12 protein-coding genes are annotated in these 13,824 nt (G+C 60.5%); 9 read left to right on the top strand and 3 right to left on the bottom strand.

Annotation, left to right across the window (positions count from 1 at the left end):
* Nucleotides 1-214: 214 nt before the first annotated feature.
* Together rnt and AACR93_RS21015 are read right to left on the bottom strand one after the other, a co-directional pair.
* The gene (gene rnt / locus AACR93_RS21020) at nt 215-883 is read right to left on the bottom strand and encodes a ribonuclease T (protein WP_043849799.1); all 669 of its coding nucleotides are present in this window, start codon (nt 881-883) and stop codon (nt 215-217) included.
* A 97-nt stretch (nt 884-980) separates the two neighbouring features.
* Nucleotides 981-1,703 (bottom strand): phosphatase PAP2 family protein, encoded by a 723-nt coding sequence (locus tag AACR93_RS21015; protein ID WP_043849798.1) that lies wholly within the window; start codon nt 1,701-1,703, stop codon nt 981-983.
* Between the two features lie 231 nt (nt 1,704-1,934).
* Here AACR93_RS21015 and AACR93_RS21010 point away from each other — a divergent pair, with 231 nt between their 5' ends.
* The 9 genes from AACR93_RS21010 (at nt 1,935) to AACR93_RS20970 (ending at nt 12,190) form a co-directional block, all read left to right on the top strand.
* Complete coding sequence (locus AACR93_RS21010; RefSeq protein WP_043849797.1) at nt 1,935-3,056, top strand: 4-phosphoerythronate dehydrogenase; 1,122 nt, start codon at nt 1,935-1,937, stop codon at nt 3,054-3,056.
* Between the two features lie 172 nt (nt 3,057-3,228).
* Complete coding sequence (locus tag AACR93_RS21005; protein WP_043849796.1) at nt 3,229-4,245, top strand: aspartate-semialdehyde dehydrogenase; 1,017 nt, start codon at nt 3,229-3,231, stop codon at nt 4,243-4,245.
* 269 nt (nt 4,246-4,514) lie between these two features.
* The gene (locus AACR93_RS21000) at nt 4,515-6,725 is read left to right on the top strand and encodes a FimV/HubP family polar landmark protein (RefSeq protein ID WP_043849795.1); all 2,211 of its coding nucleotides are present in this window, start codon (nt 4,515-4,517) and stop codon (nt 6,723-6,725) included.
* A 160-nt stretch (nt 6,726-6,885) separates the two neighbouring features.
* Nucleotides 6,886-7,695 carry a tRNA pseudouridine(38-40) synthase TruA gene (truA, locus tag AACR93_RS20995; protein WP_033115966.1) on the top strand — a complete coding sequence of 270 codons (810 nt, stop codon included), beginning with the start codon at nt 6,886-6,888 and terminating at the stop codon, nt 7,693-7,695.
* 119 nt (nt 7,696-7,814) lie between these two features.
* On the top strand, nt 7,815-8,678 hold the full coding sequence (gene accD / locus AACR93_RS20990; RefSeq protein ID WP_041209398.1) for an acetyl-CoA carboxylase, carboxyltransferase subunit beta: 864 nt from the start codon (nt 7,815-7,817) through the stop codon (nt 8,676-8,678).
* Nucleotides 8,679-8,680: 2 nt separating this feature from the next.
* Nucleotides 8,681-9,940, top strand: a complete 1,260-nt coding sequence (folC, locus tag AACR93_RS20985; RefSeq protein ID WP_043849794.1) for a bifunctional tetrahydrofolate synthase/dihydrofolate synthase — start codon at nt 8,681-8,683, stop codon at nt 9,938-9,940.
* 62 nt (nt 9,941-10,002) lie between these two features.
* Nucleotides 10,003-10,803: a cell division protein DedD gene (dedD, locus tag AACR93_RS20980; RefSeq protein WP_043849793.1), complete on the top strand. Its 801-nt coding sequence runs from the start codon at nt 10,003-10,005 to the stop codon at nt 10,801-10,803.
* A gap of 157 nt (nt 10,804-10,960) precedes the next feature.
* Nucleotides 10,961-11,278: a heavy metal-binding domain-containing protein gene (locus tag AACR93_RS20975; RefSeq protein WP_041209401.1), complete on the top strand. Its 318-nt coding sequence runs from the start codon at nt 10,961-10,963 to the stop codon at nt 11,276-11,278.
* A gap of 309 nt (nt 11,279-11,587) precedes the next feature.
* Nucleotides 11,588-12,190, top strand: a complete 603-nt coding sequence (locus tag AACR93_RS20970) for a hypothetical protein (RefSeq protein WP_043849792.1) — start codon at nt 11,588-11,590, stop codon at nt 12,188-12,190.
* A gap of 88 nt (nt 12,191-12,278) precedes the next feature.
* Here AACR93_RS20970 and cysG read toward each other — a convergent pair whose 3' ends face one another.
* Entirely contained in the window at nt 12,279-13,670 is a 1,392-nt protein-coding gene (cysG, locus tag AACR93_RS20965) for a siroheme synthase CysG (protein WP_043849791.1), read from the bottom strand.
* Between the last annotated feature and the right edge of the window lie 154 nt (nt 13,671-13,824).

Below are 13,824 nucleotides of genomic sequence, written 5' to 3'. Positions count from 1 at the left end.
AATGTCGAGAAAAAAATCGGTCAAAACGGGCATCTGACCAAGGTCATCTGAAACAAAGTTGATCGGGGATGGTATTTGCTCTTCGTATGTCGCGCCTCCCATCTTGCACTCGTGTGGAAATAGCCAGGGGGATAAAGCGGGTGGTGGAGGGGCAATAGAGACAAAAGAGAGTCAAGGCACATAAAGAAAGGCTGCCTGCGGCAGCCTTTGCAACTTATTCCAGATCCTCATCTCCGGAGGCGGAGTCGCTATCCGGCCCGACTGGCGGCCAGCCGCCCATGCTCTTCCAGCGGTTGACGATATGGCAGAAGAGGTCGGTGGTCCGCTCGGTGTCATAGAGAGCAGAGTGAGCCTCTTTGTTGTCAAACGGAATGCGGGCGCTCTGGCACGCCTTGGCCAGCACGGTCTGGCCCAGCGCCAGCCCGGAGAGGGCGGCGGTATCGAAGGTGGCGAACGGATGGAACGGATTGCGCTTGAGGCCGGCCCGCTCGGCTGCCGCCATCACGAAGCCGTGATCGAAGGTGGCGTTGTGGGCCACGATGATGGCGCGGCTGCAGTCGCTCTCCTTCATCCCCTTGCGGATCCCCTTGAAGATCTCGGTCAGCGCCTCTTTTTCAGAGACAGCTCCGCGCAGCGGGTTGAAGGGATCGATACCGGTGAACTCCAGAGCGGCACGCTCCAGATTGGCACCTTCGAAAGGCTCCACATGAAAATGGTAAATCTGATCGGGCAGGAGCCACCCCTGCTCATCCATTTTCAGGGTATAAGCCGCGATTTCGAGCAGGGCATCGGTTTTGGCGTTGAAGCCGGCTGTTTCAACATCGATGACGACGGGGTAAAAACCACGAAAACGGCCCTTGAGGGTATGAACTGCGTCGGTCATGGGATCTCGGTCAGCATAAAATGAGGCGGCATTATGGCAAAAAAGCGCAGGCTTGTCCCCATCCCGCAAGAGGGAGCCTTGTGGGACAAGCGATGGCTCAATATCTGTGCAGCCACCAGCGAGCGGCTAGTAGTGCCGTGATGCTGCCGAGAATGGCGCTGGCCAGCACATCGGTTGGCCAGTGCATGCCGATCACCATGCGTGACAGCCCTATTCCGAGAGCCCAGAGCGGCAGCAGCCAGACCCCTGCCGGTGCGCGGGCCAGCCAGATGAGGCCAAAGTACTGGGCAAGGCTCATGGCGGCGATGCTGTGGCCGGAGGGGAAGGCGTAGTTCACCTCCTTTTGCCAGTGATTGCCAAGCCACTGGGGCAGTGCCAGCAGCTGGCTGGCAGCGTGTACCTGTTCGCTGCGCACTTCGGTACTGGCGGCGTAGAAACTCTTGATGGCGGGGATCAGGGACTGGCTCTCCAACCAGAGCAGGTAGGGTCTGGGCTCCTCGGTCAGATGCTTGATGATGCTTTTGATGAGCCAGTCTCCGGCGAGCAGCACCAGCAGCGCGCCGGCCAGAGCCAGCAGGGATGAGCGATCGAGCTGCAGTTTCTGCCTGGTCAGCAGCAACAGCAGCGCGGCGCTGATCCCAATTCCGGGAATATCGACCATGCGGGTGAGGGCATAAGGCCACCAGAGCCAGCCCGATTGCAGCGAGCCGGTCAGAAAGGGTTGCCAGGGGAGGATGGCAAGCAGCAGCAGGGGCAGGATCAAGAGGGTGGTAAACGCGAGCACCTGACTGCGGGAGAGGGAAGGGTTATGGGGCGGCATGATCTCTATCGGCAAGGGTCTGAAAAAAGAGCGCCATTGTGCCACTGCATGGTTTGACGGCAAAGCAGACCTGCCCTTCTGTTTACCTCTGCTTACACATTTGGCTGTTCGTTCATCAATTACCCTTAATTACCCTTGGTCTGCGGTAACCAAGTGCATGTCAGGCTGAAATATTGGCGGGCTTTGGGCTAGAATGGCGCGTCCATGGCGGTTGCCTGCAAAGAGAGCCCGATGAAAATAGTCGTAGATGAGAATATGCCCCACGCCGTGGAGCTGTTTGCCGAGTTTGGAGACGTGGTTGCCCTGCCCGGGCGGCAGATGCAGGCCAACGATCTGCAGGACGCCGATGTGCTGCTGGTGCGTTCGGTGACCAGGGTGAACGCCGACCTGCTGGCGACCAGCCCCAAACTGGCTTTTGTCGGTACCGCGACCATCGGCACCGATCATGTCGACAAGGCTTTGCTGGCTAGCCGCAATATCCCTTTTTATAGCGCCCCCGGCTGCAACAAATATTCGGTGGGGGACTATGTGCTCTCCGCCCTGCTGGTGTTGGCCGAGCGCTACGAGCTTGAGCTCGCAACAATGACGCTGGCGGTGATTGGGGCTGGCAACACCGGCGAGTGCGTGGCTGGCAAGGCCGAAGCGCTCGGTATGCTGGTGCTGCGCTGTGATCCCCCCAAGGCGCGCAATGCCCCTGATGCGGATTTTGTCGACTATCAGACAGCCCTTGGCGCCGATATCGTCAGCTTCCACGTGCCCATTACCCGTGAAGGAGTGGATGCGACCTACCATCTGCTGGATGCCGAGCAGATTGCTGCGCGCCCCGCCGGGCAGATCCTCATCAACGCATCCCGTGGCGAGGTGTGGGATAACCGGGCACTGCTGGCACGTCAGTTGAGCGATAAGCCATTGCGGTTGGTGATGGATGTCTGGGAGAACGAGCCTGAGCCGCTTGCACAGCTGGTGCCCCATACCGAGATTGCCACTCCCCATATTGCCGGCTATAGCCTGGAGGGAAAGGCGCGCGGTACCTGGATGCTCTATGAGGCGCTCTGCCGCCAGCTGGGGCGAGAGCCCCGTCAGGATCTGCGTACACTGCTGCCGGTTGCCGATGTGCAGGCGGTGGTGCCCGGACGGGCGCCGGATCAGGCATTGATCAAGCAGCTGGTTCACCTTATCTACGATGTGCGCCGCGACGATGTCCGTTTTCGCGCCCGGCTGGGTGTCCCGGGTAGCTTCGATGAGCAGCGCAAACATTATCCGGAGCGCCGCGAGCTCTCCTCCCTGCAAATCAAGGGTGAGTTTGCCTGTGACATGCTCGGCGCCGCCGGATTTGATATTTCACACTCATAAGAAGGTGGGTGAGCCGCTACGCCCGCACTACTTATGACCCCGTTTTTACCAATCCGCGGCAGGTTTGCTCTGCCTCGGATTGGCCATATCAGGCGAGGATGCCCCGCATATCGGAGCCCCGCCGACCATGGCGCCAGCAGGCGCCATAGCCGTTTTATTAGAGGAGAACAGAATGAGCCAGCAGTTTAATGTCGCGGTATTGGGCGCAAGTGGCGCCGTGGGCCAGGCCATGATCGAGATCCTGGAAGAGCGCGAGTTTCCGGTCGCTACGCTCTATCCGCTGGCTTCCAGCCGCAGCGCCGGTGAAACCGTGCGCTTTGATGGCAAGAATTTCGAGATCCTCGATGTTGAGGAGTTTGACTGGAGCCAGGTGCAGATTGCCCTCTTCTCTGCCGGTGCAGAGGTCTCTGCCAAGTGGGCACCGATTGCTGCCGAGCACGGCTGCATCGTCATCGACAACACCTCCTGCTTCCGTTACGACGAAGATATTCCGCTGGTGATCCCGGAAGTCAACCCGGATGCGCTGGCCGATTTTCGCAATCGCAACATCATCGCCAATCCCAACTGCTCCACTATCCAGATGCTGGTGGCCCTGAAGCCGCTGCATGACGAGGTGGGCATCGCCCGTATCAACGTCGCCACCTATCAGTCCGTCTCCGGCTCCGGCAAGGAGGGGGTGAGTGAACTGGCAGGACAGACCGCTCAGCTGCTCAATGGTCGCCCGGTCGAGCCGACTCTCTACCCCCAGCAGATCGCGTTCAACCTGATCCCGCAGATCGACAGCTTCACCGACAACGGCTACACCCGGGAAGAGATGAAGATGGTATGGGAGACCCAGAAGATCCTGGGCGATGCCAGCATTGCCGTGAACCCGACTTGCGTGCGGGTGCCGGTCTTCTACGGCCACTCTGAAGCTGTGCATGTCGAACTGCACCAGCCGCTCGATGCCGAGCAGGTGAAAGATCTGCTGCGCGCAGCGCCGGGCGTGACCCTGTTTGAAGAGGAAGAGGACTATCCGACACCGGTACGCGATGCAACCGGCAAGGATGAAGTGCTGGTTGGCCGCATTCGTCAGGATATTTCTCACCCCAATGGTGTAAATATGTGGATCGTGGCCGATAACGTTCGTAAGGGCGCTGCCACCAACAGCGTCCAGATTGCCGAACTGCTGGTTCGAGACTACCTGTAAGGCCGTATGGCCAAGAGGGTGCGCCGCAGGACGGCGGCGCTCCCTCTGGGCAAATAGCGTGGTGTGTGACCGGCACCGCACTGCGGTGTTGCAAGATTCTTTTGCGATATCAACTGATTAAGTTTTTTTCTACACTCAGAGGCAAGTTGGGTGCTAAATGTGTCGGACTGCTGGCTTGCAAGGCGAGCCTGATTTATATTGAACCGACTGTTTTGGGGTAACTATCCAGATTTTTCAATGTGATAGGGCCGTCATACGAAGGAACGAATATGGGACATTCCCGCATAACATTGGCAACGCTACTCGCATTGGGTCTGCTGGGCACCGTTCAGGCTGCAGACTCCTCACGGGAGCCGTTTTTTGTCGAACTGAAAGGCCCTGACGAGCCCGCACCACCCGCTGTCAACAGCCAGCCGCTGGCCCAGCCCGTCGCGCAGCCGGTTCGGGCAACCGCCCAGCCCATCGTCCGTCAGGTGGCAACCGCCAATCCCGCCAGTTATGGCCCGATTCGTCCTACCGATACCCTCTGGAGTCTGGCAAGCAAGTATCGTCCCTCCAGCCGCGTCAGCGTCTACCAGACCATGGTCGCGATCTACGAGAAAAACCCCCGCAGTTTTGCCGATGGCAACATCAACCATATTCTGGTGGGCTCGCGCATTCTGCTGCCCACTGCCGCCGAGGCGAGTGTCATCACAGATGCCGAGGCCCGCGCCAAGTTCCGCAGCGACAATGCCAGCTGGAAAGGGCTGAGCCCCAAATATCTGGCCAACAAACAGGCTCATACGGCTAAACCGGTCGCAGCAAAAGCCGCGCCAGCCAAGCCTGAAGTGGCCAAGGCAGAGCCTGCGAAGGCGGCGCCAGCGCCGTTGCCTGCCGTCAAGGCGGCACCCATTCCTGCACCTGTGACCGAATCGAAACCGGCTGTCGAGACCAAGGTGGCTGACGCCAAGGAAGTAGCCAAGGTCAACGAGGCTCCGGCGAAAGAGGCCGTTGCCCCGGCACCGAGTGCGGCAAGCGGTACCGCGCCTGCTCCGCTGCCTTCCGATCTGGACAAACCGGTTGGCAAACCTGCTACCGAGATGACCCTGGCGCTGGAAGATGCCAATGCCCAGCTCGCCCAGGTGACCGAGATGAACCACAGGCTCAAGCTGCGCCTGCAATCCCTGACCGAAGAGGTAGAGACCCTCAAGGCTCAGCTGCAGGATCAGACTGCGCTGGAGAAAGAGATTGCCGAGCTCAAGGCCAAGCCGGTGCCGCCCGTGGTGGCAGAGCCCGAGCACAAGCAGAACTGGCTGATGGACTTGCTCTCCTCACCGCTCAATCTGGCGATGATCATTTTGCTGCCGGTGTTGCTGGTGCTGGCGCTGGTGACCCTCTGGCTGCGCGCCCGGGCCCGTCGTGAGCTGGAAGAGCAGGAGAAGAGCCTCTCTGAATCCACCGCAATGATGATGGATCAGGATCACAGCGAGTTTGATGATCTGCTCAGCGTCGATATCACCGACAACGAGCCGGAGCGTCCGCTGCCTGACCTCAACACCCCGGATGGCTTCATGCCGGTTGAGCCGGCGCCGAAGCCCGATGTTGAACTGGTGTTCAGCGACGAGGGCGAGATGGATTTGCAGGGCTTCGAACCCGAGCGGATGCCTGCTGCTACCAGCCGTGACCCCGATCTGGTGCCGGATCTTGATCTTGCCCATGACGAGCCGATTGCGCTTGCCAATGAGCCAGCCATGGATCTGGCCAGCGAGTTCAATCCCAAGCCCAAAGGCGCCAACGAGATCATGAGTGAAGAGGAGCTGCAGGCTGCGCTCTTCGCCGAGCTGGACGCTGATCTTTCTGCCGATATCGAGCCGGAATTGAGTGCGCCGGCGCATGCTGAACCTGCCGATGATGACCTCGCCAGTTTCGATCTCAGCGATTTCGAAGGTGCCTTTGAGGAGCCGGCTGTCGAGATTGAGGATGAACATGCCATCGACCTGAGCCTGGATGGGGACGCCAGTGCTGACGAGATGCTGGCCGAGCTGGGTCTGGAGCCTGAACCGGTCAAGGCCAGGAAAGAGGCTGAAGCGGATCTGGAGTGGGATCCCAACGAAATGGCGCTCTCCGATTTCGAAGATGCCTTTACCGAGGTCGAATCGCACCCTGCCGATCTGCAACCCCGCGAGCAGGCGCAGGAGAGCGGTTACGTCGAGATCGACAAGCTGTTGGCGGAAGCGGATGCCAGCACATCGGAGCCGGAACCCTATCAGGGCTTCTCGCTGGATGTGGGGCTGGACGGTTTCCCCGAAGTGCTGCCGGAGTCGACCGGATTTGATGTGGATGCCGATGATGGCGGTGTTGGCGCCAAGTTGGATCTGGCACGTGCCTACCTTGAAATCGATGACAAGGACAGCGCCCGCGAGCTGCTGCAAGAGGCGGCAGAGCAGGGGAGTGACCATCAGCGCGCCGAAGCGGAAAAACTGCTCAAGCGACTGGGATAATCCCATCATCCCGATGAACTCGAACGACAAGGGCAGCCAGCGGCTGCCCTTTTTACTTGTTGCCGTGGCCGGAGCTTGCGCGGATTTTGGGATTTTTGCCGCGAGATGCGTATAATCCGCCCCGTTTCTTTCACTGCTTTACCAAAAGACACCCTTATCCATGCGAATTGCCCTAGGTATTGAATATGACGGCAGCCGGTACTTCGGCTGGCAGCGTCAGCGAGAAGTGATCAGTGTGCAGGAGGAGCTGGAGAAAGCCCTCAGCCGGATCGCCAATCATCCTGTCTCCATCCAGTGCGCAGGACGCACCGATGCCGGTGTCCATGCCACCGGTCAGGTGATCCACTTCGATACCGATGCCAAGCGTGCCGAAGGGGCTTGGACTCTGGGTCTCAACTCCAACCTGCCGCCCGACATCGCCGTGCGCTGGGTCAAGGAGGTGGACGAGGAGTTCCACGCCCGTTTCAGCGCTACCGCCCGTCGCTACCGTTATGTCATCTACAACCACAACTACCGGCCAGCCATTCTTGGCAGCGGCGTCAGCCATTATCACGAGGCGATTGATGCCGAGCTGATGCATCAGGCCGGGCAGTGCCTGCTGGGTGAGCAGGATTTCAGCTCGTTCCGGGCCGTCGGTTGCCAGTCCAAGACGCCGTGGCGCAATGTGACGCACCTCTGCGTCAGCCGTCAGGGCCCCTATATCGTGCTCGATATCCGTGCCAATGCCTTTTTGCACCACATGGTGCGCAACATCACCGGCTCGCTGCTGCTGGTGGGGCAGGGGCTCAAACCGGTGGAGTGGGTAGCCGAGGTGCTGGCCGCCCGTGATCGCAATCTGGCCGGGCCAACCGCCAAAGCGGGTGGCCTCTATCTGGTCGATGTGGATTACCCGGCTGAACTGGCTCTACCCCGGGTACCGCTTGGCCCGTTGTGGCTGCCGGACTCGGCACCGGGTACGACCAGTTTTTAGTAACTGCGCCCGAAAAATTGTGGTTTAATGACCCGTCATTTGTTGCCATCGAGCTATTAAGTCATTGAACAGACAAGGCTCGATGCGTTTTGTCAGGCACAAAAGCATTAAGGAATTCCATGAGCTGGCTTGAGAAGATTCTTCCCAAGAGCAAGATCACTGCCCCTCGTCGTCACAACATTCCGGAAGGGGTGTGGACCAAGTGCAGTGCTTGTGAACAGGTGCTCTACCGGGCAGAGTTGGAGCGCAATCTCGAAGTGTGCCCCAAGTGTGATCATCATATGCGCATCAGCGCTCGCGCCCGTCTCGAGAGTTTTCTCGACGAGCAGGGCCGCACCGAAGTCGGTGCCGAGCTGGAGCCTCATGATGTCTTGAAATTCAAGGATTCCAAGCGCTACAAGGATCGTTTGTCTGCCGCTCAGAAAGAGACGGGGGAGAAAGATGCGCTGGTGGTGATGAAAGGGACCCTCAAAGGGGTACCGGTTGTCGCCTGTTCGTTCGAGTTCTCCTTTATCGGTGGCTCCATGTCCTCCGTGGTCGGTGCCCGCTTCGTGCGCGCCGTTGAGGAGAGCATCAAGGAAGGTCGTGGTCTGGTCTGCTTCTCCGCTTCCGGCGGTGCCCGCATGCAGGAGGCGCTGTTCTCCCTGATGCAGATGGCCAAGACCAGTGCCGCGCTGGATCGTCTCTCCAAAGCCGGTCTGCCCTACATCTCCGTGCTGACTGACCCCACCATGGGTGGCGTCTCCGCCAGTCTGGCCATGCTGGGCGACATCAACGTAGGCGAGCCCAAGGCGCTGATCGGCTTTGCCGGCCCGCGAGTTATCGAGCAGACTGTTCGCGAGAAGCTGCCGGAAGGGTTCCAGCGCTCTGAATTCCTGCTGGAGAAGGGCGCCATCGATCTCATCATCGACCGCCGCGAAATGCGTAACCGTCTGGCCAGCCTGCTCGCCAAACTGATGAATACTCACGTCATCGCAGAGTGAAGATGAGTTCAAACATGCATCAATTCCAAAGCCGGTCGCTTGTCGACTGGCTTTCTTATTTGGAGCAGATCCATCCGGTCTCTATCGACATGGGGCTGGAGCGGGTCGGCACGGTTGCCCGTCGCATGGGGCTCACCCGATTGCCGTTCAAGGTGATCACGGTGGCGGGCACCAACGGCAAGGGCTCCAGCTGTGCCATGGCGGCCAGCATTCTGATGGCCGCCGGCTACCAGGTCGGCGTCTACTCTTCGCCCCATCTGCTGCGCTTTACCGAGCGGGTGCGGGTCAACGGTCAGGAGCTGGCAGATAGCGATCACTGCGCCGCCTTTGCCGAAGTGGAAGCGGCGCGCGGCGAGATAGCGCTCACCTTCTTCGAGTTTGCGACCCTGGCCGGTTTGTGGCTCTTCTGCCGCGCCGCGCCCGATGTGCTGCTGCTGGAAGTCGGCTTGGGTGGTCGGCTGGATGCCACCAATGTGGTGGAGTCCGATGTCGCCATGATCACCTCCATTGCCCTCGATCACTGCGACTGGCTGGGTGATACCCGCGAGGCGGTGGCGGTGGAGAAAGCCGGGGTGTATCGCGCCGGTAAACCCGCCATCAGCGGCGAGCCCAATCCCCCTCTGACCATCGCGAGCGAGGCGGCGCGTATTGGTGCCAATCTGCGTCAGGTCGGTATCGATTTTCGTGGCGATGAACACGAGAACAGCTGGGATTACCACGGTCTTCACCAGTGGCGCGACCTGCCCAAACCGGCGCTGCCGCTGATGAATGCGGTCACCGTACTGGCGGCGCTGGAATCCCTCGGCTTGCCGTTGCCGGAGTCTGCCATCCGCGACGGGCTTGCCAATGCCCTGCTGGCTGGCCGGATGCAGCAGCTGCAAAGTGCGCCGCTGGTTATCGTCGATGTGGCTCATAACCCCCATTCGGCCGCCTATCTGGCCGCCCAGCTGCGCAAGATGCCCTGTGCGGGTGTGCGCCGCGCCGTGGTCGGCATGCTCAAGGACAAGGACATGGCGGGGTCGCTTGCCGAGCTCGACGGTCTGATCGGCGAGTGGTATCTGGCCAGCCTGACCGGCCCGCGGGCGGCAAGTGCGGCCCAGTTGGCACAGGCGCTTGGCTCCGGACAGGGGCCGGCGACGACCTTTGACAGCGTCGAGGCTGCCTATCAGGCTGCCTTGGCCGTATCGAGTCCTGACGATATGGTCATTGTGTTTGGTTCGTTTTACACTGTCGCCGATGTGCTGGCGGGGTTCGCCAGCTAGCCAGCCCCTCTTTGTCGGGGGCATGCCATGAATTGGATCAAGTAAAGGAAGTAGGAGTCAATTTGGCCTCGAAGTTTCAAAACCGTCTGGTGGGCACCGTTATTCTGGTGGCCCTGGTCGTTATTTTCCTGCCGGACCTGCTGGATGGTCACAAGCTGGCGCAAAAGGAGGAGGCGTTTGCCAAAATTCCGCTGCGTCCCGATCTTGAGCCGGCCAAGCCCGCACTGCAGGTATCGGCGGCAAGCACGCTGCCGGCCGAGCATCTGGCCAGCCAGCAGCAAGCCTCGGCCGCCCAGCAGTGGCAGGTGGAAGAGGTCGCCGACCCCATGACCCTCGGCAATCAGGGGAGTGCCGCCCAGCAGGTCGGTGCGCAGGTTGCTCAGCAGCCGGTGCAGCAGGCCGCGCCTGCCAAGCCGCAACCCAAGCCGGAAGTGGTCGCCAAGGCGCCGGTTGAACAACCCAAGCCGGCACCAAAACCGGTTCCGACCAAGCCGGTCGAGGTAGCCAAGGCTCCGACTCCTGCGCCAGCCAAACAGCAGGCAGGCCAGATCAAGTCCCTCGATGACCTTATCGAGAGCAAGATGAGCCAGCCGACCACGCCAGCGCCCGCCGCGGCACCAGCGCAGGGCAGCTGGATCCTCCAGCTCGGCGCGTTCAAGAACGTCGACAGTGTCAACGCTCTGGTGAGCAAGCTGCGTGCAGCCGGTTACTCTGCCCATACCTCGCCGCGCACACCCGTGCAGGGGCAGATCAACCGGGTCTTTATCGGGCCGGATGTCTCCAAGGCCAAGCTGCAGGGGATCCAGGGACAGATCTCCCAGATGACGGGGCTGAGCGGCTCGGTCGTCGCTTACAATCCCTGATGGTCATTGCACTCGCATCACAACACCGCGCCCGTCGCGGTGTTGTTTTATCTGGTCGTCGCTATTTTTAAGCGCTGCGTCGCAAAGGCCACCACCCGGTTGGGATTTGCGGGGAGTTGGGTTAGTCTGAGCCCTCTGTCACCCATAGGAGTTCAAGATGATCCTCTCGACAACCCCCACTCTGGAAGGCAAGAGCATTCGTGAATACCGCGGCATCGTGGTGGGCGAAGCCATCCTTGGCGCCAATATCTTCAAGGACCTCTTTGCCGGGATCCGCGACATTATCGGTGGCCGCTCCGGCGCCTACGAAAAAGAGCTGGCCCGTGCCCGCGAGATTGCCTTTGATGAGCTCAAGGAGCGCGCCTCTGCGCTGGGGGCCAATGCGGTGGTCGGCATCGATATCGACTACGAGGTGGTGGGGCAGAACGGCAGCATGCTGATGGTCAGCATCAGCGGCACCGCCGTGGTGGTTTGAGATAGCAAGCTTTCCCCCGTGCGCTGAACCCGCGTGTTGAACTGGCAAGCCGATAACCGGGTTATCGGCTTTTTTTGTGCGCGACGCTTGAGAACAGAAATGCCAGATAGGGGGGATAATGAAGACAGCTTTGAAATTAACTAATTGATTTTGTTTATTTATATTTTTTCATAACCGGCGAGATCGGGTTTTATTTTTTTTAACTGGGTCACCCTCATCGGCTGGACTAGAGTTGTTGCCATCAGGATGACCTCTCATCATGGATGACACCACTTTTCTTGAACCACCATTTCTTGAAGGCGTATCAGGATGCACAAAAAATCTGCTCTGTTGACTGTTATCACTCTGGCCATCGCTGCTTATGCTGGCAGCGCGGCGGCAGCGGTACCGAACTTTACCGCTGACTGCCCGATGAACATCAAGGTCAAGTCACAGGATGGCAACGTCTATATCAATGGCAAAAAGGCCTCGCTGAAGACCAATGCACCCAATGCCTACTCTGCCCAGAGTGGCAAGATCATGATCGGCATCAGCGCTGATTCCGCTACCAGCGAGCCGAGCATTGATTACGCCATCAAGCATGACAGCCGTGCCAACGGCATCTGCACCGTGCAATCCTGGTCGGCAGGCAAGGCCACCACACAGCCGATGGCCAAGGGGGATTCTCCCTATCAGGGCAAGTGGGTCGCCAAAAACAGCGGGACTGGCCAGACAGTGGCCGTCATCCGGGTGGATGGCAAGGAGCAGGTGTGGGTCAACGACGTCAAGGTCAAGGCCAAGCGTGCCGATGGGGCGCTGCAGATCCGGCAGGGGATGATCCTCTACACCCTGCAAGGCGACCCGCGGGTGCGCGGTGAGAGCGAGTGGCAGGATAGTGATGCAGGCTCGACTGGTCCTATCTCTTTCGAATAAATCCGTTTGCCAATTCCGATAAAAGCGACGCAGGCCATGGCCTGCGTCGCTTTTTTACTGGTCTACTAAGGGGGGACGCTATGAGCGGTTACACCCCGACCAGGGTATTGGCTTCGCCGTACCAGTCCAGTTTGTCAGCCAGAGTCACGACCGAACCGATGATGATCAGGCTCGGGCTCTCGACCTGAGTGGCCAGCTGCGTCAGCTGTTGCAGCTCGCCGCGCACCACCCGCTGTTGCAGCCGGGTGCCCTGTTCCACCAGCGCCACCGGGGTGTGGCCGGGCAGACCGTGGGTTTGCAGCTCGTCCTGAATGCGGCCGGCATGGGCCAGCCCCATATAGAAGACCAGGGTCTGGTGGGGGGCCGCCAGCGCCGACCACTCCTGCGCGATATTGCCCGCCTTGTCGTGGCCAGTGATGAACTGCACCCGCTGGGCGTGATCTCGGTGGGTGAGGGGAATGCCGCTGTAGGCGGCGCAGCCCGATGCTGCCGTGATGCCCGGCACCACCGAGAAGGGGATGCCCGCCTCGGCCAGAGTCTCCAGCTCTTCGCCGCCCCGGCCAAAGATAAAGGGATCGCCCCCCTTGAGCCTGACCACCTGTTTGCCAAGGCGAGCCTGCTCCAGCAACAGCTGGTTGATCGCCTGCTGGGGCACGCAGTGGCGACCCGCCTCCTTGCCGACAAAGATCCGCTCTGCATCCCGGCGCACCAGTGCCAGCACCTCCTGCGAGACCAGCCGGTCATAGACCACCACATCCGCCTGTTGCAGCTGCTGCAGACCGCTCAGGGTGAGCAAGCCCGCATCGCCGGGGCCGGCGCCCACCAGGGTTACGCTCCCCTTGCTCAGCACCGGCTCATTCAATAGCTCGGCGACGCTCTGCTCGGCGGCCTGTTGCTGGCCGCGCGCCAGCTGGCATGCCAGTCGCTCATGGCTAAAGAGCCGCTCCCAGAAGCGGCGGCGAGCCAGCTTGTCCGGTATGGCCTTGACCCGCTCGCGCAGCTTGCCCGCCAGCGCCGCGAGCTGGCCGAGGTGTTGCGGCAGCATGGCTTCGAGTTTTTCCCGCAGCTGGCGGCTCAGCACTGGCGCCGAACCTGCGCTGGAGATAGCCACCATCAGCGGCGAGCGGTCGATGATGGCGGGCATGATGGCGCTGCAGTGGGCCGGAGCGTCCACCACGTTGCAGAAGATTTGGCGCAGGCTCGCTTCGTTGAAGACCTGCTGGTTGACCTCGGGCTGGTTGGTGGCGGCGATCACCAGCCACTTGCCATCGAGCAGCTCGGGGTGAAAGTCGGCGGCGCAGACGGTCAGTAGTCCCTGCTCGGCCCAGCTCATCAGCTGGGGGTCGAGATGGGGAGCATTGATGGTCACCCGTGCTTTGGCATCGAGCAGCAGGCGCGCCTTGCGCACCGCGACCTCGCCACCACCGACGATAAGCACCGGCTTGTTTTGCAGCTGACAAAAGAGAGGGAGAAAGTCCATAACGGGCTCCGGATGCGGGTCCGGCAGCGGAGGGCTGCGCAGGACGAAAAGAGGAGAAGGGGTTGGGGTGCAGTGAGAGGAAAAAGGGGGAAGCGTGATCCACGCCCGGGCCAACGACAGATCCCCACCGGTTGTCGGCCACTATGATCAGCTT

Origin of the sequence: Aeromonas sp. L_1B5_3 (assembly GCF_963866575.1) — a bacterium.
Lineage (GTDB): Bacteria > Pseudomonadota > Gammaproteobacteria > Enterobacterales > Aeromonadaceae > Aeromonas > Aeromonas jandaei.
This window is presented reverse-complemented; position numbering and strand designations above follow the sequence as displayed.

What these genes read in the sequence shown, in the direction of transcription:
- rnt (WP_043849799.1), bottom strand. Translation starts at nt 883, where the DNA reads ATGACCGACGCAGTTCATACCCTCAAGGGCCGTTTTCGTGGTTTTTAC.
- AACR93_RS21015 (WP_043849798.1), bottom strand. Translation starts at nt 1,703, where the DNA reads ATGCCGCCCCATAACCCTTCCCTCTCCCGCAGTCAGGTGCTCGCGTTT.
- AACR93_RS21010 (WP_043849797.1), top strand. Translation starts at nt 1,935, where the DNA reads ATGAAAATAGTCGTAGATGAGAATATGCCCCACGCCGTGGAGCTGTTT.
- AACR93_RS21005 (WP_043849796.1), top strand. Translation starts at nt 3,229, where the DNA reads ATGAGCCAGCAGTTTAATGTCGCGGTATTGGGCGCAAGTGGCGCCGTG.
- AACR93_RS21000 (WP_043849795.1), top strand. Translation starts at nt 4,515, where the DNA reads ATGGGACATTCCCGCATAACATTGGCAACGCTACTCGCATTGGGTCTG.
- truA (WP_033115966.1), top strand. Translation starts at nt 6,886, where the DNA reads ATGCGAATTGCCCTAGGTATTGAATATGACGGCAGCCGGTACTTCGGC.
- accD (WP_041209398.1), top strand. Translation starts at nt 7,815, where the DNA reads ATGAGCTGGCTTGAGAAGATTCTTCCCAAGAGCAAGATCACTGCCCCT.
- folC (WP_043849794.1), top strand. Translation starts at nt 8,681, where the DNA reads ATGAGTTCAAACATGCATCAATTCCAAAGCCGGTCGCTTGTCGACTGG.
- AACR93_RS20975 (WP_041209401.1), top strand. Translation starts at nt 10,961, where the DNA reads ATGATCCTCTCGACAACCCCCACTCTGGAAGGCAAGAGCATTCGTGAA.
- AACR93_RS20970 (WP_043849792.1), top strand. Translation starts at nt 11,588, where the DNA reads ATGCACAAAAAATCTGCTCTGTTGACTGTTATCACTCTGGCCATCGCT.
- cysG (WP_043849791.1), bottom strand. Translation starts at nt 13,670, where the DNA reads ATGGACTTTCTCCCTCTCTTTTGTCAGCTGCAAAACAAGCCGGTGCTT.